We start from the raw sequence: 21842 nt of genomic DNA on the forward strand, positions 1-21842 counted from the left end.
GCTCGGCGACGGCGGCACCGACGATCCCGCCGCCGAGTCCACCGACGTACCCGAGTAGGAGAGCGCCCCATGTCCGCCCTGGACCCGTACCCCGCTCCGCCCGGGCGCCACGACGCCTCGCGGCTGTACCGGCTCGGCCGCCTGCTGGCCGCCCGCCGGCGCACCGTACTCGTGCTGGCCGCGCTGGTCACCGTCCTCGCCGGCGTCTTCGGGGCCGGCGCGATGAACGCCCTGTCCCTGTCCCGCTTCGAGTCGCCCGGCGCCGAGTCCGTCCGCGCGGACGCACTGCTGCACGAGCGGTTCGGCACCGGCAGCCCCAACCTGCTGCTGCTCGTCACCGCGAAGGCCGGCACCGTCGACAGCCCGGAGGTCGCCGAGGCCGGTCGGGCGCTGACCACGGAACTCAGCGGGCAGGCCGAGGTCGCCGACGCCGGCTCCTACTGGACGTACGACTCCAGCCCGGCGCTGCGCAGCAAGGACGGCACCCGGGCGTTGGTGGTGGCCTGGCTGCCGGGCTCGGCGACCGAGGCGCGTGAGGCGCTGGCCGACCTGTCGCCGCGCTTCACCCGTGACAGCGGTCCGATCACGGTGGCCGTCGGCGGGCAGGACGAGGTGTTCCGTCAGGTCGCCACCCAGGCCCGGATGGACTTCATCCGCGCCGAGGTCGTCGTCCTGCCGGTGGTGTTCCTGCTGCTGCTCTGGGTCTACCGCCGGCTGTCCGCGGCGCTGCTCACCATCGGGGTCGGGCTGTTCGCGATGCTCACCACCCTCGCCCTGCTCCGGGTGATCACCCTGTTCACCGAGGTGTCCACGTTCGCCGCGAACCTGACCCTGGTCCTCGGCCTCGGTCTCGGCATCGACTACAGCCTGTTCGTCATCTTCCGGTTCCGCGAGGAACTCGCCCGCGGCCGGGACGCCGCCTCGGCGGCGGCCAGTGCGACCCAGACCGCAGGCCGGACGGTCGTGTTCAGCGGCGTCACCGTCGCGGCCTCGCTGGCGATACTGCTCGCCCTGCCGTTCCCGTTCCTGCGCTCCTTCGCGTACGCCGGGGTCCTGGTCGTGGCCACCTCGGTGCTCGGCGCGGTGATCGTGCTTCCCGCGGCGCTGGCCGGCCTCGGGGCCCGGGTGGCCCGGCGCGGTGTCACGGCGACCCCCGACCTGGAGCGCGGCCGTTGGTACCGCCTCGCCCTCGGCGTCATGCGCCGGCCGCTGCTGATCGGCGGCGCCGCGGTGGTGATCCTGCTGCTGCTCGGCGCGCCCTTCCTCGGCGTCCGCTTCGGGCTGCCCGACGAGCGGATCCTGCCCGCCGACGCGACCAGTCGCCTGGTGCAGGAACACATCCGCGCCGACTTCGCCGTCGAGCAGAGCGACGCGATCCAGGTCGTCGCCGCGGGTCTGGCCGACCCGGCGACGCGCGAGGCCGACGTCGCCAGCTACGCCGCCGCGCTGTCCCGGCTGCCCGGGGTGTTCCAGGTGGACTCCCGCGCCGGCTCGTTCAGCGGGGGCGAGCAGGTCCGCCCGCCGACCGACCGGTTCGACGCCGAGCGCGGCACCTGGCTGTCGGTCATCCCGACCACGGCCGCCCTCGACGGGGACGTGCCGGCCCTGGTGGGCTCCGTACGGGCCGTCGAGGCACCCTTCCCGGTCCTGGTGGGCGGGTTCCCCGCCGACATGACGGACTTCCGCGACCGGTTGCTGAACCGGCTGCCGCTGGTCATCGTGCTGGTGCTGGCCGTGACGTTCGTGATCCTGTTCCTGATGAGCGGCAGCCTGCTGGTTCCGGTGAAGGCGACCGTCCTCAACGTCCTGAGCCTGTCGGTGCTGTTCGGCGCGTTGGTCTGGGTCTTCCAGGACGGGCACGGGGCGGGACTGATCGGGTTCACCGCCACCGGCCGGATGGAACCCAGCATCCCGATCCTGATGTTCTGCGTCGCGTACGGCCTGTCCATGGACTACGAGGTCTTCATGATCTCCCGGATCCGGGAGGAGTACGACCGCACCGGCGACCTGGTCCGCTCGGTGGCCACCGGTATCCAGCGCGGCGGGCCCCTGATCACCGCCGCCGCCGGGATCATGGCGTTGACCTTCGCCGCGTACGCGACCGGCCGGGTCGGGTTCCTGCAGATGCTCGGGGTCAGCATGGCGCTGGCCGTGCTCGTCGACGCGACCCTGATCCGGGCCGTGCTGATGCCCGCGTTCATGCGGCTGGCCGGCACCGCCAACTGGTGGGCACCCGGTCCGCTGCGCCGGCTGCACCGCCGCATCGGCCTCAGTGAGTCCGAACCGGCCGCCGTACCGGCCGCACCCCCGGAGCCGATGGCGCAACTGAACCCGGCGGCGCGTGTCGGCGAGTGAGCGTCCCGCCGGTCGGGGCCCACGGTGGCTGGCTGGCTCTGTAGGTTGTCGAGGTGGATGATGCCGAACTACTTGAGCTGTGCTGTTCGGTGCATCGCCCACTGAGCTGCTGCGTCGCTGGTTGGCCGCCGGCTGGCTGGCATGGCATGGGCGGCGACCACCGGGCAGACTCGACGCCGTGTCGGCAAGGCGAGCTTCCTCGGCGGGTGCGGGGAAACGACATCCCGTGACGTCGGGCCGGCGGTGGGAGCAGGTGGGGCGCAGCGGGGTCTACCTGCTGGGCTCATTGGTCTCCGGGGTTGCCACGGTGCTCGCGTTGCCGCTGCTGTGCATCCTGCGGCTCGCCCGGTTCTGGGCGAACTGGCACCGTGAGCGTGCCAGCAGGCTACTCGGTGCGGCGTCGGCGTCGCGTCCTGTTCGGCGCGCGACGGGACGTCGGGCATGGGCCGGTCCGGTCACGGTCCGCACATCTCGCGCGCTGCTCTGGCTGCCGGTGAACGCGATGACCGGTGTGGTGTTCGGCCTGCCCGCCCTGCTGTGCGTGGGTAACGTCGTCCTCGCTGTGATCGCCACGCCACTGTGGTGGGCGTTCGGGCTGGAGGATCGGCCACGGCTGTTCATCGACGTTCCGGTGACGGGCTGGGCGACAGCTCTCACCCTCGGTCCACTACAGATCCTCCTGCTTACCGCGCTGGCGTACGTGGCTTTCCCGCCGCTGGCTCGCGCGCACGCGCGGATCTGCCTGGCGGTGCTGTCGGACTCGACGGAGGAACAGCTCGCCGAGCGGGTTGCCGTGTTGACTCGCACCCGCGCCGACGTGCTCGACGCGCACGGCGCGGAGCTGCGCCGGATCGAACGCGATCTGCACGACGGCACCCAGGCCCGGCTGGTGGCCATCGCGATGCGGCTGGCCGTGGCCCGGCAGGCGTTCTCCGACAATCCGCGGGACGAGCGGTTGGTGGAAGAACTCCTTCGGGACGCACACGAAGGAACCGAAGAGGCGATGACCGAACTGCGCGGGGTGATCCGATCCGTCTATCCGCCGATTCTCGCCGACCGGGGTCTGGACGGTGCCCTGACGGCCGTGACCACCGGCTGCGGGGTGCCGACGCGGCTGGACGTCGGCGACCTCGATCGGGTGCCGCCCGCCGTGGAGGCCGTCGTCTACTTCGCCGTCGCCGAGACACTCACCAACGTCACCAGACACAGCCGAGCGACCGCGGCCGGCGTACGGGTCAGCCGCACGGCGGACCGGTTGTCAGTGTTGGTCACCGACAACGGTACCGGCGGCGCCGACGATCGGCGGGGCACCGGCATAGCCGGCATCCGTCGTCGGGTACTCGCCCTCGACGGCACTCTCGAAGTCGACAGCCCGGCCGGCGGGCCGACGGCCATCACCGTGGAGCTGCCGTGCGGGTGGTGATCGCCGAAGACAACGTGCTGCTGTCCACCGGACTGGAACTGCTGTTGGGGCGCGCGGGCTTCCAGATCGTCGCCATCGCCGATGACGCGGTGGGTTTTCTCGCCGCCGTGCGACAGCACCGACCCGACGTTACGATCGTCGATGTCCGGCTGCCGCCGTCGTTTCGCGACGAAGGAATCCGAGCAGCCCTGCAGGCCCGCCGGGAGCACCCCGGTCTGCCGGTCCTGGTGCTGTCGCAATACGTCGAGCAGCAGTACGCCGCCGAGCTGCTCTCCAGCACCGGCGGCGGCGTCGGCTATCTCCTGAAGGACCGGGTCAGCCGGGTGGACGAGTTCGTCGACGCCCTGCGTCGCGTCGCCGCCGGTGGTACCGCAATGGACCCCGATGTCATCGCGCAACTCGTCCAACGCGCCGGCGACCCGATCGCCGCCCTCACTCCCCGCGAACACGAGGTGCTCGCGTTGATGGCACAGGGGCACGACAACAACGCCATCGCTGCGCAGCTGGTCATCACCGACAATGGTGTCCACAAGCACATCGGCAACATCTTCGCCAAGCTCGGCCTAGCGGTGACCGACAGCGGCCATCGCCGCGTACTCGCCGTCCTCGCCTACCTCAACGCCGCGCGGGCCACCTGAACGGTCGCTGATCTGGTCCGGTCTTCGTCGTTGGTCACTCGCGCCCGCCGATCGCGTCCACCGGCGCGGGTCGCAACGCGTACCGGGTGGCCATCCTGATCGCGCCCCAGGAGAGTGCGATGGTGAGCGCCGCGATCGCGATGAGCCCGGTGAGGGAAATGCTGGGAACGGGCGACTTCGTCAGTCCGAGGCTGATGCCGATCAGCGGCGGGACCGTTGCCAGCAGACCGAACAGCAGCGCCGAGGAGACGACGATCCTGGCCTCGCCGTTCATCATCGCGCGGAGCTGGTCTCGGCTGCCGCCGATGAGTTGCAGCATCGCGAACTCGCGAACCCGCGCTGTCGTGGCCATCACGAGGGTGTTCACCACGGCAATGGCGATGTAGCCGAGCAGTACGGTCTGGAACAGCAGGTTCAGCGCCCAGTCACCCGAGCCGCCGGGCCCAGGGGTGGCCAGGAACGTCTGCCGGTCGCCGACCTGAACTGTCGGGTAGCGCTCGACGGCGCCACGCAGCGCGGCGGTGAGTGCCTCTGGGTCGGTCCCGTCCACCGATCTGATCAGCACCGCGGTGTCCGTTCGAGCGGTGGTGTGGGCGACGACGAGGTCGTTGGGCAGGGTGACATCCCCGAAACCCAGGCTGTTCTCGTAGATCGCCGCCACCCGTGGCTTGACCAGCGTGCCGTCACCGAGCCGGAGCTCGATCGTCCCGCCGATCTTCGCGCCGACGGTCTGCGCGACGATCCGGCTCAGCGCCACCGCCTCGCCCCTAAGTTCCGCTATGTCACCCTGGTCCACCGCGAGATCCATGGTTTCGGAGAGCCGAACGGGCGCCACACCCTGGGCGGCGAACACCTTGGTCGCGGTGCTGTCCTCGGACGGAAAGGTCAACAGCACCTGCATCCGTGCCACCGGCGTCGCCGTGGCGACGCCGGGCAGGCCGCGCACGGCGTCCATGACCTCCGGAGACACCCCGGCGCCGGACGACGCGGTCAGCACGTGGTCGGCACGCAGGCCGTCCTCGAGTTGGTGCTGCGCCCCCGCGATCGCCGTGGAGGCGCCGAACACCTGCACGGCGGCCAGGGTCACGCCCATGGCCAGCGGTACGGTGGCCGAACTCAGCCGCTGCGAGTTGGCCCGCGCGTTGGCCAGGGCGAGGAAGCCGCTGGCCGTGGACTGCCGGTTCACGAGCGAGCCGAACAGCACGATGGCGCCCTGAAGCAGCAGGGGTCCGAGACACCCGAGCGCCACGACGAACAACAGGACCGCGCTCCCCGCGGTATCGGCGGCCGAGTCGCCCGGCGACGCGACGTTGCCCAGGGTCAGCAGCAGGCCGAGCGGGATGAGTAGGACGCCGATGGTCAGCCGGATCCAGCCGAGTTTCCTGGGCTCGACCGTGGCGTCTCCGAGCGCCTCGACCGGGCTGACCTTGGCCATTCGACGTGCGACCAGCCAGCCGGCAAGCCGGCCGCTGGTCATGCACAGCACCAGCGAAGCGAGGACGGGCAACAACCCCACCCGCATCTGGAAGTCCGGAGGCATCGCGTCCGCGAGGACGAACACGCCGCGCATGACGAACGCGAGTCCCACGCCAGGCAGTGCGCCGACCACGGCGCCCACCGACGACACGACTGTCATTTCGGCGCCGATCATCGAGCGGATCTGCTGGGGTGTCGCGCCGATGGCGCGCAACAGGGCCAGTTCTCGTCTGCGCTGGCGCACCGACAGGGCCAGGGTGCTCGCCACCACGAACACCACGATCAGCACCATGGTGCCGCCGAACGACGCCGCCGTCTCGACCACCAGGCTGCGGGCGTCGCCCACGTCCAGGAACTCCACGTCGCCGCGTCCGGCGCCGGTGTGGGCCACCACGCCCGGCACGGTGGCCGTGATGCGCTCGGCCAACTGCTGCGGTGTGACACCGGGCGCGGCGAGCACGCCGATGGCGTCCACCCGGTCCGGACGGCCGGACAGCGTGGTCGCCTGGTCGTCGGTGACGAACACGGCGGACTGCCGGTCCAACCCGTCCCCCGGCGCGGTAGCGATGCCCACCACGCGGTAGGACGACGGGATCGAGCCGACCACCAGGCGCACCGTCGCGTCGAGCGACACGTGGGCGCGCGCGGCGAGGTCGGTGTCGAGCACGACTTCGTCGGGCGCGGCGGGCGCCCGGCCCTCACGGACCCGGAACGGCGCGAGCGCCGCAGTGGACCAGCCGTGCCCGAACACCGGGAAGCCGTCCGGGCCGGCCACCGCGTCGCCGTCCGAGGTCAGCACGCTGACCTCGACGTTGACGTCTCCGAGGGCCGAAGCAACACCGGGCACCGCGGCGACAGCGGCGACCTTGTCGGCGGGCAGGGTGACGCGCTCGCTGTAGCGGACCTCGGAGGTCTCGTCCAGCCAGTACGACTGCTGAGCGCCGAGGACCACCGCCGTTCCCGAGTAGCGCTCGGGGCTCACGCCGGTGCCAAGCCCGGACACCAGCAGCGTCCCGCAGGCGGTGATCACCGCTGAGCCCGCGGCGATCGCGACGAAGGAGCCGACGAAACCGCCCTTGCGCCCCTTGATCGTGCTCCATGCCAGCGACAGATCTTTGCGGTACGGCACCACGAGGCGGACCAACCGCCGAATGCGCCGGATCACCACTCGCCCAAGTGCGTCATGCGCGACGCAACCTGCTCCGCAGTGGGGCGGGTCAGCTCGCCCGCGATCCTGCCGTCGGCGAGGAACACCACCGAGTCGGCGAAGGAGGCGGCGACCGGGTCATGGGTGACCATCAGCACCGTCTGCCCCATGCCGTCCACCACATGCCGCAGCAGTTCCAGAACCCGTTTGCTGGACCGGGTATCCAGGGCACCGGTCGGCTCGTCCGCGACCACCACCTCGGGGTTTGTGATCAGCGCGCGGGCCACCGCGACTCGCTGCTGTTGACCGCCGGAAAGCTCGCCCGGCCGCCGCTTGACGTGCTCGCCGAGGCCGACCGCGGTGAGCACTTCTCGCAGGAACCCCTGGTCGGTCTTCCGGTCCGCCAGCCGCAGCGGCAGCGTGACGTTCTGCTCGACGGTCAGCGCCCCCAGCAGGTTGTACGCCTGGAAGACGAACCCGATCCGGTCGCGCCGCAGCTCGGTCAACTCGCTCTCCGGCCGGCCGGACAACTCCGTGTCACCCAGCATGACCCGGCCCGACGTGGGCCGGTCCAGGCCGGCCGCGCAGTTCAGAAACGTGCTCTTGCCCGATCCGGACGGGCCCATGACGGCGGTGAACGTACCGCGTGGGAACGCGGCTGTCACCGCGTCGAGAGCCCGTACCGCGTTCTTTCCCGACCCGTACTCCTTCGACACCGACTCCAGGCGCACGGCGTAGGACGATGTTCCGGACGTCGGCACTGAGGGGGTGTCTAGCGGGTCGGTCGCGGCGGTCTCGGCCTGCGGGACGCGCCGTCTCGACGGGCCCCTGAGTGATCTCATGCCGTCCGATGCTAGGAACGACGGCTGCCCGGTGCCGATACCGCACGCCACCGAATACGAGGTACAGCTGGCTGTAGTGCCGGTGAAGCAGTACGACGCTCAGGGCGGCGAACTCCTGAGTCTGCGGGCACGACGTTTCACGTTCCGGGCACCTACCAGAGACCGCCGCGCCGGTAGGGTCGTCGGCGTGGATCTGGACGCCATCGCCGCGCGGCTCGGGGTGCCCGTCGAGGACGTCGAGCGCGTGCACCAACTCGCCGGCGATCGACCGTCGGCTCCGCTGCCCGCCAGGGCCGACGCGCCCGTGATCCTCGACCGGCTCGCGGTGCGACCGGACGACGCCGCCGAGATCATGGCGGGCTGGCCCGACCCCGACTCGCCATTGTGGACTCCGGAGCTGCGCTGGCTGCTCGACCGCTCGATCGCCCTGGTCCGCGCCGACCTCGGCGGTCACGGCTGGTTGTCGCCCGGTCCGGAGCTGCCGCGCGAACGAGGGCCCGCCTGGCAGCACCTGTATGTGTACGCGTACCTGGCCCTGGTCGACGTCGCCCGGGGCTACCACCGCGACCACGGCATCCCCGATGCCGTGTCGTGGTTGAGCCTCGCGGACCTGGGCCGCAACCTCGCCATCGACCGGCGGATGCGCCGCGAGGGCTGGCCGGTCATGCAGAGTTGGCTGACGCTGCACGTTCGCGGCAGCGTCTACGAGCTGGGCCGGCTGCAACACCACCCGGGCGACGGGGCCATCGGCCTGCACGTCCCCGACACGGGGCCGCTGACCCCGGAGGCGGTCGCGGCGTCGCTCGACGACGCGCGTGCGTTCTTCCCGCGCCACTTCCCCGACGAGGCCTACACCGCGTTCTCCTGCGGCTCGTGGCTGCTCGACCCGCAGTTGCGGGAATACCTGCCCGAAGGCTCCAACATCGCCCGGTTCCAGCAGATGTTCGAGCTGGACCCCTACCAGGAGCAGGACGGTCCGGACGCCGACGTCGAGGTGCTGCGTTTCGTGTTCCGCACCCTGAGCACGCCGCTCGACCAGTTGCCCCGCCGCACCGTGCTCCAGCGCGCGATCGTCGACCACCTCAGGGCCGGCCGCCACTGGCACTGGCGGCACGGCCGCTTCCCGATCTAGGGTCGGCGGGCCCGGCCTGGTCACCGACCGGGCCGGGCCCACCACCCGTCAGCCGGTGGTCAGGGTGAACCTCTCCCAGGACCCGACCGTCGTACGGTTGGCGATCAGCGACCCCGCCCCGGCGTTCTCGGCGGCCACGATCTGGTTGTTGGCCAGAGCCCGCAGACCGACCGTCCCGTCCGAGTTGTTGATGATCTGGAACGTCTCCCACGGTCCGATCGTCGTGCGGTTCGCGATCAACGGATTGGCGCCCGCGTTGTCAGCGCAGACGTACAGGCCGTTGGCGCGCGAGCGGAGGGCGATGTTGCCGTTGCCGGCGTCCACCCGGTCAAACTGCTCGGTCGTCCCCACGGAGGCCTTGTTGGCGATCAGCGGGTTGCTGCCGACGGCCGACACGTACTGGTTGTTGACCTGCGCCCGCAGCGTGATCCCCCCGCTGGGGGCGGTGGTGCCGGTGGTGAAGGTGAACGCGTCGACGTCGAACAGGTTGCCCGAGCCACCCTTGAAGACCAGGTAGAGCGTGGTCGTCGAGGCGGGCGGGCTGGTGATGGCGGTGGAGACGTCGACGAAGGTCTCCCAGCTACCGGTCACCGGGACCGTGGCGGTGCCCAGCAGGGTGCCGGTAGCGGACCCGGCGCGGACCTCGATGGTGCCGCCGGCACCGGCCGAGGAGACCCGGGCGGTGAACCGGTTCGCGTTGGACAGGTTGTACGGCTGGTACGAGATCCAGTCGTTGTTCTCGATGAACCCGGCGGTGCGGCCACCCTCGGCGTTGGTGTGGTCGGTGGCCTGGACACCGGACTGCGCGGTGAAGTGCTCACCCTGCCGGTGCTTCGGTTGCAGGGTCTTGATGCTGTGCGTGGTGAGACCACCGTTGTCGGTGTAGGCGGCGTCGAAGACACCGTAGATGTTGGCCGCCGCGTCGTGCTCACCGTCGGTCGGGACGGTGATGGTGCCGCTGCAACCGGTCTTCGAGGTGATCTGGTGCGCGTGGCTGTCGTGACCCAGCGCGTAGGTCAGGCTCACCTTGGCGCAGTCGATCGTGCCGTCCTGCGGGTCGCTCACCGAGATCTGGTACGGCACCGTGTCACCGAAGGTGAACAGCTGCCCATCCGTGGGAGAGGTGAGCGTCACCGTCGGGGCGGTGTTCCCCACGGTGACGACCAGGCTTGCCGTGCCGGACAGGCCGGTCGGGTCGGTGACCTTCAGGGTGGGGGAGTAGGTGCCGTTCGTGGTGTACGTCTTCGTCGGGTTGGCCGCCGTCGACGTGGTGCCGTCGCCGAACGTCCACAGGTAGCTCAGCGCGCCGCCCTCCGGGTCGGAGCTGCCGGCCGAGGAGAAGTTGACGGTCAGCGGGTTCGACCCCGAGGTGGGGTTGGCCGAGGCGACCGCGATCGGGTTGCGGTTACCACCACCGATGTACTCGATCCGGAACAGCGCCTGGTTGTTCGAACCGGTGCCGTAGTCCAGCACGTACAGGGCGCCGTCCGGGCCGAAGGCCATGTCCATGACCTGGGTGCCGCTCCACGGGAAGCTGGAGATCTCCCCGCGCGAGCCGTCGGAGTTGATCTTGATCGGCTTGATCCACCGGCGGCCGTACTCGCCGGCGAAGAACTGGCCGTCCAGCGACTGCGGGAACTTGATGCTGGAGTTGAGCGAGGCGTTGTACCGGTAGACCGGCCCACCCATCGGGGACTCGGAGCCGCTGCCGAACTCCGACGGCGACCCGGAGTCGCCGGCGTACTTGATCCAGGCCGGCTTCGCCGCGGGCAGCGTGCCGAGGCCGGTGTTGCGGAACGAGTTGTTGGTCGGCCCGCCCGTGCAGTTGTACTTGGACTGCGACGGCCCGGACGGGAAGGTGTATTCGTTGTATGTTTCAGTGCTGGTGTTGCTGCCGGTGCAGTACGGCCAGCCGAAGTTGCCGGGTGCCGTGATGCGGTTGAACTCGACCTGACCGGAGGGGCCACGGCTGGAGTTCGTGGACCCGGAGTCGGGGCCGTAGTCACCGAGGTAGACGACACCGGTCGCCTTGTCGACGCTCATCCGGAACGGGTTGCGCAGACCCATCGCGTAGATCTCCGGACGGGTGCCCGACGTGCCGGGGGCGAACAGGTTGCCCGACGGGATGGTGTACGTGCCGTCCGCCTGCGGCTTGATCCGCAGCAGCTTGCCCCGCAGGTCGTTGGTGTTGCCGGCCGAGCGCTGGGCGTCGAACTGCGGGTTGCGGTTGGTCCGCTCGTCGAGCGGCGCGTACCCGGAGGACTCGAACGGGTTGGTGTCGTCGCCGGTGGTCAGGTACAGGTTGCCGGCGGCGTCGAAGTCCAGGTCACCGCCGACGTGGCAGCACTGTCCACGGTCGTTGGCCACCTGGAGCACGATCTTCTCGCTGCTCAGGTTGAGCGTGTCGTCGCTGTTGAGCGTGAACCGGGACAGCCGCAGATGCCCCTTCCACCGGTCCCAGTCGGACTGCGAGCCGGTCGTCGGGGCGTCCCCGGACGGGGTGCTCAACGTCGGCGAGTAGTACAGGTAGATCCACCGGTTGGTGGCGAAGTTGGGGTCGACGGCGACGCCCTGCAACCCCTCCTCGTCGTGTGTGTAGACGGACAGGGTGCCGGAGGTCTTGGTGTTGCCGTTCACGTCGGTGACCCGCAGGACGCCGTTGCGGGCGGTGTGCAGCACCGAGCGGTTGGGCAGCACGGCCAGGGACATGGCCTCACCCAGTTCGGCGGAGCCGGTGGCGAGTTTGACCTGCTGATAGTCGGAGGCGGGGATGACCACCGCCTGAGCGGTGGACGGTGCGGCCACGGCCAGGGTCACGCTCGCGACGGTGGTGACCGCCGCGATGAGTGCCCGGGACCAGCGCCGGGGGTTCGAAAGCATGATCGTCCTTTCTCGACGACCAGGGCCGGGCGTGCGGGGGCGCACCACGGCCAGGTGGGGGTGGTGAAAGAGCGCGTCGAGGCGCGATCAGCTGGTGGTGACGAGGTCGAACTTCTCCCACTGCCCGATGGTGGTCCGGTTGGCGATCAGCGGGGAGGCGCCCCCGTTGTCAGCGGCGACGTAACGGTTGTTCACGGTGGCCCGCAGGCTCACCGTGCCGTCGGAGTTGCGGACGAGCTGGAACGTCTCCCAGGCGCCGGCGCTGGCCCGGTTGGCGATCAGCGCGGAAGCCCCGGCGTTCTCCGCCGCGACGAACTGCCCGTTGCTCTTGGCGCGCAGCGCGACGTTGCCGTTGGCCAGGTTGACCAGGTCGAACCGCTCGCTGGTCCCGACGGAGGTCTTGTTGGCGATCAGCGCGGTGGTGGCGTTCGGCGCGCTCACGTACTGGTTGTTGGCGCGGGCCTTGAGGGTCGAGCCGGCGGGGGTGGGCGGCGGAGTCGTCGGCGGGGTCGTCGTGCGCGGCGAGCAGTCGGCGCTGACGGAACCCGCCGCGACCTGCAGGCCGCCGAGCAGCATCCGGGTGAAGTTCGGGTCGGTGTATGACGCCTCGGTGTGCCCGAGGCCCGTGTACCAGGCGCGTCCGCCACCGTAGGCCTTGCACCAGGTGATCGGGTGGTCGCCGCTCATGTTGCCACCGCTGTACGACGACTCGTCGAGGCTGGCCAGGACCCGCGCGCTGGACCGGGGGTTGGTGCGGTAGTTGTACCACTCGTCGGAGCGGGACCAGGTGCTGGGCAGGTGCGCGGTCGACGGGTTGGTCCGGTCCTCGATCTTCACGGTCGCCGTCTGGATCGCCGGGTGCGAGTCGAACCACGCGCCGACGAGCGAGCCGTACCACGGCCAGCTGTACTCGGTGTCGGCGGCGGCGTGCACGCCGACGTACCCACCACCGGCGGCGATGTACGACTCGAACGCCGTCTGCTGGCTGGCGTTGAGGACGTCACCGGTCGTCGACATGAAGACCACCGCCTGGTACTGGGCCAGGTTGGAGGTGGTGAACTGGCCGGCATCCTCGGTCGCGGTCACGGTGAAGCCGTTGGCCGAGCCGAGCTGCTGGATCGCGGCGATGCCGTTGGGGATGGACGAGTGGCGGAAGCCGGCGGTCTTGCTGAACACCAGGACCTTGGTCAGGGGTGCCGCCGAGGCCTGCGTCGGAAGGGCGACCAGGCCGGCCAACAACACGGCCACGCCGGTGACGAGACCTAACAAACGGGAACGGGAACGCATGCTCTTGCTCCTCTGCTGAGCGTCGACCCGGGCGCGCGCGTCGCTGGACGTGCGGCCTCGCCGGGGCCGAGTTGGCGGTGGTACGGAGCCGGGCCGCCGATGCTCGGCTGAGGTGCTGCGGGTGGCGCGGTGGTGTCGGGGTGGTGCCATGCCTGTGGACGGTCGTCCCGCGGGGGAGTGCGCGACGCTGCGCCGTGCGCGGGCGCTCCCCGCCCGCCGAGGGGGGAGCGTCACAGTCGAGACCGACAGCGTCAGGAGACGGCTGGCGCGGCGGCGACGACCATGCGCGATGGGGCCGCCGACGACCTCGATCGGCCAGTGTGGATGATCGAGGTGTATCGACTTGCATCGCTGAGGCAGTAAACCTCCGATGTCTGCGCTCCGTCAAGCCCGCGCTCGTCGGCTCTCACCACCTGAAGCGGGGGTCCGTGCCGCGCACCCCGCCGCAATCCCCGGCACGGCGGGTCCGCCAGACGGAGGCGCTACCGGCGGAGGCGCTACCGGCGGAGGCGCTACCGGCGGAGGCGCTACCGGCGGTGGCGGTCCGGGTCGCTGCCTAACCCTGGCCGGAGGGTACGGGACCCCGCGCGCCTCTCGTGGCCATCAGGATCAGGTCGGCGATCGCCTCCGGGTGGGTGACCATGGCGAGGTGCGAGGAGTCGACCTCGATCGTGGTCGCGTCCATCCGCTCGGCCAGGAACCGTTCCAGCTCGGGTGCCGTGGTGCGGTCCTGGGTGGAGATCGAGTAGTAGCAGGGCTTGTCGCGCCACGCGGCGGTCGTCGTACGGCCCTTGAAGAGGTCGTCGGCGATCGGCCCCTGTGCCGCGTACAGGGTGCGTGCGCGGGTCGCGTCGACCCCGCCCGCGAAGTCGTCGAGGAAGGCGCTCTCGCTCAGCTGCGCGTACCCGCCGTGGTGGACGAGACCGGCGTTCGCCGGCGGCGTCGGGTACTTCGCGGCGAGCGCGGTGTAGTCCTCGCCGGCGTCCGGTGCGCGGGCGGCGACGTACACCAGGGCGGAGACCAACGGATGGTTGCCGGCCTCGCTGATGACCGTTCCTGCCCAGGAGTGACCGACCAGCACCGTCGGCCCGTCCTGGCGGTCGAGGGCGCGGTTGGTGGCGGCGACGTCCTCGGCCAGGGAGGTCAGCGGGTTCTGCACGGCGGTGACGGTCAACCCGGCCCGTTGCAGGAGGGGGATGACGTCGGACCAGGAGGAGCCGTCGGCGTAGGCGCCGTGCACCAGGACGACATTGCTGGCGGGCTCGGCCGGGGACGTGTCACTCATCTGGACCTCCGCACGCGACGACGCGGTGCCACCGCTCAGCCGCCGACGACAGTTCTCACCTGACACTCTCCCGTACGCCGGGCTGGTTGGTGGGCCGAACGCCGAGGGTTCGAACCGTCAACGTGCCGGGTCCGCTGCGAGGGTCCAGCGGCGTCGACGGCGGGCGGTCACCGACCGAGGACGAGGTAGGCGAGGCCGAGGACGCCCCGGTAGCCGCCGACGTACTGGCGCAACCGGTCGTCGAGCTCCGTGCGGACGTCGGCGGCGCGGGGATCCTCCGGGTACGTCAGCAGCCACTCCTGGCGGCCCGCGAGCCAGGTGGACTCGAAGTCGTCCCACTCCCGTTGGTCGGCGGTGCTCAGGTGCAGCACCCGCCAGCCCCGCTCCCGAGCGGCCTCGATCAGCCTCGGGAGGGTCCCGACCTCCGGGCCGAAGATCTGCTCGACCTCCGGCGGCGGGGGACGGTCCCAGTACGCGTCACCGAAGAGCAGCCTTCCCCCCGGTCGGACCAGGGTGGCGAGCGCGTCGAGGGCGGCGTCGGTGCCGCCGAAGGCGTGCGCGGAGCCGATGCAGAGGACCCGGTCGGCCGGCTCCTGCCAGGCCGCGACCTCGCCCATGACGAAGGCGACGTGCCGGTTCAGCGACCGGTCCGCGGCCAGGCGCCGCCCCCGGGTGAGGGCGGCGCCGTCGGTGTCGACGCCGACGCCCCGCGTCGCGACCGGGCCGGACACACCCCCGGCGGCGACCGCCCGCAGCAGCAGCTCACCCCAACCGCAACCCAGATCGAGTACGCGCGCGCCGGGGCGGACGTCGAGTCGCTGCAGCAGCAGCGCCGCGTGCTCCTGCGACAGCGGAGTGTTCCAGCGCATCCGCGCGTAGCGGCTGGTGGCGAGGTGGTCGGCTGACTGCATCCGTTGAGGGTGCCAAGTGGTGATCGTCGGCGTGCGCCGGGTCCGGTGTCGGCGCGTACGGCAGGATCGGTGGGGTGGACGCGCAGCGGTCGGGGCCGTTTCGGCGGCCGACCCCGCCGGAGGTGGCGGCGGCGGCCGGTCGGGGCCTGCCCGACGTGATCGGTCCCGGCCTGCGGGTGTTGTTCTGTGGCTTCAACCCGGGTCTCTACTCCGCCGCCGTGGGATTGCCCTTCGCCCGTAAGGGCAGTCGGTTCTGGCCGGCCCTGCACGGTGGCGGCTTCACCGACCGGGAGCTGCGCCCGTGGGAGCACGACGAGTTGCTGCGACACGGCCTGGGCATCACCAGCCTGAGCAACCGGGCCACCGCCCGTGCCGACGAACTGACGTCGGCGGAGCTGGTGGCCGGGGTGGCGGGGTTGGCGGTGAAGGCCGAGCGGTACCGGCCGCGGTGGGTGGCGATTCTCGGGGTGACCGCGTACCGGATCGCCTTTGTCCGGCCCAGGGCCGGGTTGGGTCCGCAGCCGGATCGGCTGGGCCCGGCCCGGGTGTGGGTGCTGCCCAACCCCAGTGGCCTGAACGCGCACTTCCCGCTGCCGGCGTTGACCGCCGAGTTCGCGAGGCTGCGGCGTGCGCTGGAGGTCGACGCGTGAGCTGAGGCCCAGGCGTGCGCGGGGCCTAGGCGTGCGGTGTGGCGACCTCGGTGGCCAGGGCCTGGTAGTAGGGCTGCATGGCGGGGTGGTAGTCGTCGAACTCGGGCCGGGGTGCGCCGTCCCGGGAGGCGACGAGCAGGTCCAGGTAGTACTCCCAGCCGGCGCCGACCTCGGCGATGCCCTCCACGCTGGTGAGGTGCTGGACGAACCGCAGTTCGGTGGTGCCGTCGGTTTCGGTCAGCGACAGCTCCAGCAGCCAGGTGCCGTAGCTGTCGATCATCGACACGGCGAGGCGTTGCTGGGGCTCGCACGCGTCGATGCGGACGTCACACCAGGGCTGCTGTTCCTCGTACGCCATCTGGACCCGGATGGTCCGTCCGGGCGTGGCGTCGCCCTCCCAGGGGCCGAACCAGCGGGCCGTGCGATCCGACTCGGTCAGGCTGGCCCAGACGTCCGCCGCCGGGGCGCGGAACGTCCGGGTGAGGACGAGGTCGTGGCCGGTGGCGGTGCGAAACAGGCGTCCGGCGGGCGTACGGGTCATGCCGTGTGCTCCCTTCGGTGCTCTGCCGGGCCGCTGCTGCGGCGCTCTCGGCGGGTGCGATAGACCTCGGTCTCCAGGGCGTCGAGGTGCCGTTCCCACCGCTCGGTGGTGACGAGCCCGGCGAGCCAGTCGACCAGCGGGGAGAGTGGGCCGGGGTCGAGGCGGTAGATCCTCTGCCGGCCGACCAACTCGTCGCGGACCAGCCCGCTCTCGCGCAGCACCCGCAGGTGACGGCTGATCGCGGGCCGGCTGATCGTGAATCGCCGGGCGATGTCGCCGGCGGCCAGTGGTTCGTCGCGCAGCAGGGTGAGGATGTGCCGTCGTACCGGGTCCGCGATCGCGGTGGCCACCTCGTCCACATCGGAAGCGTAACCCATAAGTTACGGGTTTGGTGTCGACCGCTGCGTCGATGGTGGGCACATGATCACCTGCCCTGGCAGTCTGTACGGCATGGCCGCCCTGCTTCGCTCCCGCGTGACCGACTGGACCGTCGTCGTACCCGTACTCGCTGTCCTGGTGCTGATCGTCACCTGGGGGCGGGACCTGCCCGGCCTGATCATCGTGGTGGTCGCGGTGCTGCTCGGTGGAGCGGTGCTCGCCGCCGTGCACCACGCGGAGGTGGTCGCCCACCGGGTGGGGGAGCCGTACGGGTCGTTGGTGCTCGCCGTCGCGGTCACCGTGATCGAGGTAGCCCTCATCGTCACGTTGATGATCAGCGGACCGGAGAAGACCCAGTCGCTCGCCCGGGACACCGTCTTCGCCGCCGTCATGATCACCTGTAACGGGATACTCGGCCTGTCCCTGCTGCTCGGGGCGCTGCGCCGTCGCGTCGCCGTGTTCAACCCGGAGGGCACCGGCGGGGCCCTGGCCACCGTGGTCACCCTGGCCACCCTGAGTCTGGTCATTCCGACCTTCACCACGGCCCGGCCGGGCCCGGAGTTCAGCTCGCGCTGCTCGCGCTGACCGCGGTGACCGCGGTGACCGCGGTGCTGACCGTTGTGCCGGGCCGGGCGAACGTGCTGCAGGGCGGCGTACACCTGGTGTTGCTGGCCGCCTTCGTCTTCCTGGCCGCCAGCCCCTGACCCCCTGTCACCTTCCGTCACCCGGCGGATGGTCCGCCAGGCGGTCCGCGCGGGCGTTCAGGTAGCGCTGCTAGGCCCGGCGGACCACGCACTCATCTACCGAGTTGAGGGCGATTGCGACCGCCTGCGGGAGTGAACGCACAACACTGCACGCAATGCCGGTCGGTAAGCGGCTCAACCATCGGGAGTCGGGTGGGCGGCTGGGCACTGTGTCCGGCCGCGGCTCCGGATCCGCCATGCCTTATGACGAGTTAGGTCAGCGCTGGGTGTCGATGGACCGTAGTCCATCGACGAGGAGCGCGACCATGCGGCGGCCGTAGTCCGGCTCCTCGTCCGGTAGGGGTGCGCACAGTTTCGCGACCGCGTAGAGAAGGTCCTGCGAGCTAACCACGGCCCGGATTTCGTCGGCCGCAGTCGCGGCATCGAGCAACGACCCCAGCGCTGGTCCCAGCTTCTCCATCAGGTAGCCGGAGAGGCCGTCGAACGCCGGATCGCCGGAATGCAGCGCCGCGGCGAACCCGCGTTTGGTCACGACGAACGCGGCGAGCCGTTCGAGCCACCTCGCGAGGGCGATGCCCGGCGGGTGCTCGGCGGCCAGTGCAGGCGCCGCATCGGCGCAGGCGTCGATCTCGCGCTCGATCACTGCCTTGATTAGGTCGGAGCGTTGCGGGAAATGCCGGTAGAGGGTGCCGACGCCGACACCGGCCAGATCGGTGATCTCCTTCGCAGGCGCGTCGACGCCCGACGTGCCGAAGACCGTCTTCGCTGCATCCAGCAGCGCCTCGACGTTGCGGCGCGCGTCGGTGCGAATCCGGCGCGGTGCGCTCGCGCCCGTTCTCGAACCGGTGGTGTCGTTGGACACGGTAGTCCTCCTTGCCTTTCCGGAAAAGCTTTCCGTATAGTTCCGGAAAGAGATTCCGCTTCACTCACCATACCGCTAGGAGACGCTCATGCAGTACCGCACCCTGGGCCGGACCGGCATCAAGGTCAGCCCGTACGCACTCGGCGCGCTGATGTTCGCCACGTCGGTAGGCAACTCCGATCCGGAGGACTCGATCCAAGTGATCCACAAGGCGCTCGACTCCGGCATCAACCTCATCGACACCTCCGACGTCTACGGCGACTCGGAGGAGGTCGTGGGCCGGGCGCTCAAAGGGCGGCGGGACACCGTCGTGCTCGCCACCAAGTTCGGCAGGCCGACCGGCACCGACCCCAACCAGCAGGGCACCTCCCGACGCTGGATCATGACCGCGGTCGAGAACTCGCTGCGTCGCCTACAGACCGACCACATCGACCTCTACCAGGTGCACAAGCTGGACCCGGACACGGACATCGAGGAAACGCTCTCCGCGCTCACCGACCTGATCCGCACCGGCAAGGTGCGGGCGATCGGATCGTCCAACACGCCGGCCATCGACATCGTCGATACCCAGTGGCTTTCCCAACGGCACGGGCTGGCACGCTTCCGCACCGAGCAGCTACCGTACTCGATCCTCAACCGCGGCATCGAGAACGACGTACTGCCGGCAGCGCAGCGCTACGGCCTCGGCACCCTGGTGTGGGGCCCGCTCGGGCAGGGGATGCTCACCGGCCGCGTCCGCAAAGGTCAGCAGAACGACCTGAGCCGCGCGCGCTACTTCAAACACCTCAGCGACGAGCGCCGCATCGACATCGTCGAACAACTCATCCCGCTCGCCGACGAGGCCGGCCTGCCGCTGACCCACCTCGCCATGGCCTTCACCATCGCGCACCCGGGCGTCACCAGCACACTGCTCGGCGCGCGCACCATGGAACACCTCGACGACCTACTCAGGGGCATCGGCGTCGCGCTCACCGACGACATCCTCGACCGGATCGACGAGATCGTTCCGCCCGGCACCGACATCACCCGCCTCGACCAGGCCTACGTGCCCCCGCCAGTCCTGGACCCGGCCCTACGTCGCCGACCGGCCGGCGAACGCAGCGCTGCCTGAAAAAGGGACACCACCGCTACTGGACCAGCAAACATCCGGATCAGCCACGATCCGGGCGCCGGCGTCTCGACCGCAAGGTCACGTGCGAACATCTGGCCGCGATCCGCGCGGCACGCAGCGTGACGGCTGGAGCTGCCGCTCGCCATCCGGAACCGCCGAGTTGAGTGCGTCCCGTCGGGTGCCTCTTCCGCTGCTTTCAGTCGTAGAAGAACAGCTCAAGATCCTCTACTGACCCTGACCCTGGCCCGGTCAGAAAGCTCTCCGCCTGGGCAACGGCCCGCTCCGGTGGCACCCCGCCGGTCAGGAGCTGCTTCATCCAGATCTCGCCCTGCTCGCCGATCGCGTAGATGCCGGACAGCAGCTGCGCCATGCCTGCGGGATGCTCGGGGCGTTGTCCGACCACGGGCCGAAGTTCCCACCCGCCTGCCCGGGCGGCTAACCGCAGCACCCCCGCCCAGTTGGCGATCCGCCCTAGACGCACGTGCCACGAGTCCCCGGTGAACGGCGACATCCGTCCTCCGTGCAGCGGGTTGGTAGCAGCCGTGATATCCGCCAATACCTGCCGTTCCACGGCGTGGAAGGTCCGTTGATCATGAGGTTATTGCCCCGACACGCCGACATTGGCGGCAATAACTCCATGATCAACGGGGATGGGTGGGGTGGTGGGGTGGTGGGGGTGGATTAGGTTGGCGGGCATGACTGTGGTTGGGGTCGTGGTCGGCGTTTTTGCGGCGGTGGCTGCTGCCGCGTATGGGGTTGTGGCTTGGCGGGGGCGCGGGGTGGGCGGGAGCGGGAGCGGGAGCGACGACCGCACGGCTGGGCGGGATGCCCGCGGCCGGCAGCAGCGCTACGAGGCCGAACGACACGGTGACCAGGGCGGCACCTGGCAGCGCGGTCGCGAAACCGGCGGCTGACGGTTCACTGACCGTAGGAACGGCGGAGCCGGTCATTGATCAGGTAGTTGAGCCGGTGCCGCAGGTACCCGAGTGTGCTCTCGCTCGGCACCTCCCCGTCGGTGGTGAGCGTCCACCGCAGCGCGCACTCCGGGCCGGGCGGGTGGGCGACCAGGTCGAAACGGATCCGGTCCAGCGGCCGGTGCGGCCACAGCGACGACCAGATCAGCAGTACGGGCGCGTACCCCGCCAGCACCCGGGGCGGCACCTCGTCGTCACGTAGCTCCAGCCAGGGCCGGCTGCCAACCTCGTACGGGTCGCGCAGCGAACGCCACACGACGTGCGGCGGGGCCGGCTGACGTCGAAGGCGGCTGCCCAGCTCGTGCACGACGACCCTCCTCGCCGGACGGCTGCACCCGCCCCGGGTCATTCTGGCCGTACGACACGGGTGCCGTGAACCATCCGCCGCCAGCGGACGTGAAACTGGTGCGTGGGCGTGGCGGTCGTATCGTCGGGGTACTGCGCAGCGCAGCACCGACGCCAGGGGAGGACACAGTGGGGGCACGGTCGGGACGCGACGCCCGAGGCCCGTTGGCGGGTCTCCTGATCGCCGCGCTGGTGTCGCTCGCCTGCGCCGGTGGTGGGCTGGCCGAGCCGGAGGGTGAACGCCCGGCACCGGACGCGTCGCAGGCCGCTCCGGGGGCGAACACCACCCGGGCCGACAGCACCACCAGTGTCGCCGAGTTCAAGCAGGACGTCGCCGACGCGCAGGCGATCGCCGAGCGGTACTGGGCGGCCCAGTTCAAGGCGTCCGGGCAGCGGTTCCAACCGGTCCGGCGGATCACCCCGTACCAGCGGGCGGGCGAGGTGTCCTGCGGTGGCCAACCGCTGCCCCGCAACAACGCCGTCTACTGCTCGCAGGGCGACTTCATCGCGTACGACGTCGCCTGGTCGGTGGGGGCGTTCCGCCAGGTCGGCGACGCGTTCGTGTTCTACCTGCTCGGCCACGAGTACGCCCACGGCATCCAGGTGCGACTCGGCATCAACTACAGCTTCACCATCCAGCAGGAGTTGCAGGCCGACTGCATGGCCGGGGCGTACCTCGGCGACTCGGTGCGTTCCGGCGCCCTGACCCTGGCCGAAGGCGACCTGGACGAGTTCCGCGAGGGGCTGGCGGCGGTCGGCGACGACCCGGACCAGCCGTGGTTCGCGGAGGGCTCGCACGGCACCGCCGAGCAGCGGACCGACTCGTTCTTCCGCGGCTACGAGCGCTCGCTTGAGGCCTGCGACCTGGGCTGAGCGGGTTGCCCGGATCACGTCGGCGCCC

Annotated in this window: 18 protein-coding genes and 1 pseudogene; 8 read left to right on the plus strand and 11 right to left on the minus strand. The window is 70.6% G+C overall.

What is annotated here, in order from left to right; all coding sequences use genetic code 11:
* The first annotated feature begins 69 nt into the window (after nucleotides 1–69).
* From C7C45_RS28880 to C7C45_RS28890, 3 genes are all read left to right on the plus strand, one after another.
* Complete coding sequence (locus C7C45_RS28880) at nucleotides 70–2355, plus strand: MMPL family transporter (RefSeq protein ID WP_110567341.1); 2286 nt, start codon at nucleotides 70–72, stop codon at nucleotides 2353–2355.
* A 226-nt stretch (nucleotides 2356–2581) separates the two neighbouring features.
* Nucleotides 2582–3778 carry a sensor histidine kinase gene (locus C7C45_RS28885; RefSeq protein WP_110567343.1) on the plus strand — a complete coding sequence of 399 codons (1197 nt, stop codon included), beginning with the start codon at nucleotides 2582–2584 and terminating at the stop codon, nucleotides 3776–3778.
* Nucleotides 3766–4416 (plus strand): response regulator, encoded by a 651-nt coding sequence (locus C7C45_RS28890; protein ID WP_110567345.1) that lies wholly within the window; start codon nucleotides 3766–3768, stop codon nucleotides 4414–4416. The genes C7C45_RS28885 and C7C45_RS28890 overlap by 13 nt, the downstream gene beginning before the upstream one ends.
* 34 nt (nucleotides 4417–4450) lie before the next feature.
* Here C7C45_RS28890 and C7C45_RS28895 read toward each other — a convergent pair whose 3' ends face one another.
* The gene (locus C7C45_RS28895; protein WP_244200621.1) at nucleotides 4451–7057 is read right to left on the minus strand and encodes an ABC transporter permease; all 2607 of its coding nucleotides are present in this window, start codon (nucleotides 7055–7057) and stop codon (nucleotides 4451–4453) included.
* Entirely contained in the window at nucleotides 7054–7881 is an 828-nt protein-coding gene (locus C7C45_RS28900) for an ABC transporter ATP-binding protein (RefSeq protein WP_110567349.1), read from the minus strand. Before C7C45_RS28900 ends, C7C45_RS28895 begins: the two co-directional genes overlap by 4 nt.
* A 187-nt stretch (nucleotides 7882–8068) precedes the next feature.
* Here C7C45_RS28900 and C7C45_RS28905 point away from each other — a divergent pair, with 187 nt between their 5' ends.
* Complete coding sequence (locus C7C45_RS28905) at nucleotides 8069–9013, plus strand: acyltransferase domain-containing protein (protein WP_110567440.1); 945 nt, start codon at nucleotides 8069–8071, stop codon at nucleotides 9011–9013.
* 48 nt (nucleotides 9014–9061) lie between these two features.
* Here the strand turns inward: C7C45_RS28905 and C7C45_RS28910 are convergent, their stop codons facing one another.
* From C7C45_RS28910 to C7C45_RS28925, 4 genes are all read right to left on the minus strand, one after another.
* Nucleotides 9062–11893, minus strand: a complete 2832-nt coding sequence (locus C7C45_RS28910) for a PQQ-dependent sugar dehydrogenase (RefSeq protein WP_110567351.1) — start codon at nucleotides 11891–11893, stop codon at nucleotides 9062–9064.
* 87 nt (nucleotides 11894–11980) lie between these two features.
* Nucleotides 11981–13180 (minus strand): ThuA domain-containing protein, encoded by a 1200-nt coding sequence (locus C7C45_RS35925; protein ID WP_110567353.1) that lies wholly within the window; start codon nucleotides 13178–13180, stop codon nucleotides 11981–11983.
* A gap of 556 nt (nucleotides 13181–13736) precedes the next feature.
* Nucleotides 13737–14465, minus strand: a complete 729-nt coding sequence (locus C7C45_RS28920; RefSeq protein ID WP_110567355.1) for an alpha/beta fold hydrolase — start codon at nucleotides 14463–14465, stop codon at nucleotides 13737–13739.
* A gap of 167 nt (nucleotides 14466–14632) precedes the next feature.
* Complete coding sequence (locus C7C45_RS28925; RefSeq protein WP_110567356.1) at nucleotides 14633–15376, minus strand: SAM-dependent methyltransferase; 744 nt, start codon at nucleotides 15374–15376, stop codon at nucleotides 14633–14635.
* A gap of 74 nt (nucleotides 15377–15450) precedes the next feature.
* On the opposite strand from C7C45_RS28925, the gene mug reads away from it, so the two are divergent.
* Nucleotides 15451–16026, plus strand: a complete 576-nt coding sequence (gene mug, locus C7C45_RS28930) for a G/U mismatch-specific DNA glycosylase (protein WP_110567358.1) — start codon at nucleotides 15451–15453, stop codon at nucleotides 16024–16026.
* A gap of 25 nt (nucleotides 16027–16051) precedes the next feature.
* Here mug and C7C45_RS28935 read toward each other — a convergent pair whose 3' ends face one another.
* A complete protein-coding gene (locus tag C7C45_RS28935; protein WP_110567360.1) occupies nucleotides 16052–16567 on the minus strand; it encodes an SRPBCC family protein in 516 nt (171 codons plus the stop codon).
* Complete coding sequence (locus C7C45_RS28940; protein WP_244200622.1) at nucleotides 16564–16926, minus strand: metalloregulator ArsR/SmtB family transcription factor; 363 nt, start codon at nucleotides 16924–16926, stop codon at nucleotides 16564–16566. The genes C7C45_RS28935 and C7C45_RS28940 overlap by 4 nt, the downstream gene beginning before the upstream one ends.
* Before the next feature lie 91 nt (nucleotides 16927–17017).
* Between C7C45_RS28940 and C7C45_RS28945 the strand changes: the two are divergent.
* Nucleotides 17018–17512: pseudogene (locus C7C45_RS28945) on the plus strand (calcium:cation antiporter); the annotation flags it as partial.
* Nucleotides 17513–17905: 393 nt separating this feature from the next.
* Here C7C45_RS28945 and C7C45_RS28950 read toward each other — a convergent pair.
* A complete protein-coding gene (locus C7C45_RS28950; protein ID WP_110567364.1) occupies nucleotides 17906–18511 on the minus strand; it encodes a TetR/AcrR family transcriptional regulator in 606 nt (201 codons plus the stop codon).
* An 88-nt stretch (nucleotides 18512–18599) separates the two neighbouring features.
* Here C7C45_RS28950 and C7C45_RS28955 point away from each other — a divergent pair, with 88 nt between their 5' ends.
* Complete coding sequence (locus tag C7C45_RS28955; protein WP_110567365.1) at nucleotides 18600–19622, plus strand: aldo/keto reductase; 1023 nt, start codon at nucleotides 18600–18602, stop codon at nucleotides 19620–19622.
* 196 nt (nucleotides 19623–19818) lie between these two features.
* On the opposite strand, the gene C7C45_RS34570 is transcribed toward C7C45_RS28955, so the two are convergent.
* Both C7C45_RS34570 and C7C45_RS28970 read right to left on the minus strand, forming a co-directional pair.
* Nucleotides 19819–19992, minus strand: coding sequence for a hypothetical protein (locus C7C45_RS34570; protein WP_208641425.1), 174 nt, complete (start codon nucleotides 19990–19992; stop codon nucleotides 19819–19821).
* A gap of 548 nt (nucleotides 19993–20540) precedes the next feature.
* Complete coding sequence (locus C7C45_RS28970) at nucleotides 20541–20903, minus strand: hypothetical protein (RefSeq protein ID WP_110567369.1); 363 nt, start codon at nucleotides 20901–20903, stop codon at nucleotides 20541–20543.
* A 167-nt stretch (nucleotides 20904–21070) separates the two neighbouring features.
* Between C7C45_RS28970 and C7C45_RS28975 the strand changes: the two genes are divergently transcribed.
* A complete protein-coding gene (locus tag C7C45_RS28975; protein ID WP_110567371.1) occupies nucleotides 21071–21814 on the plus strand; it encodes a neutral zinc metallopeptidase in 744 nt (247 codons plus the stop codon).
* Nucleotides 21815–21842: the final 28 nt, after the last annotated feature.

This window comes from Micromonospora arborensis (assembly GCF_003205615.1).
GTDB classification, from domain to species: domain Bacteria; phylum Actinomycetota; class Actinomycetes; order Mycobacteriales; family Micromonosporaceae; genus Micromonospora; species Micromonospora arborensis.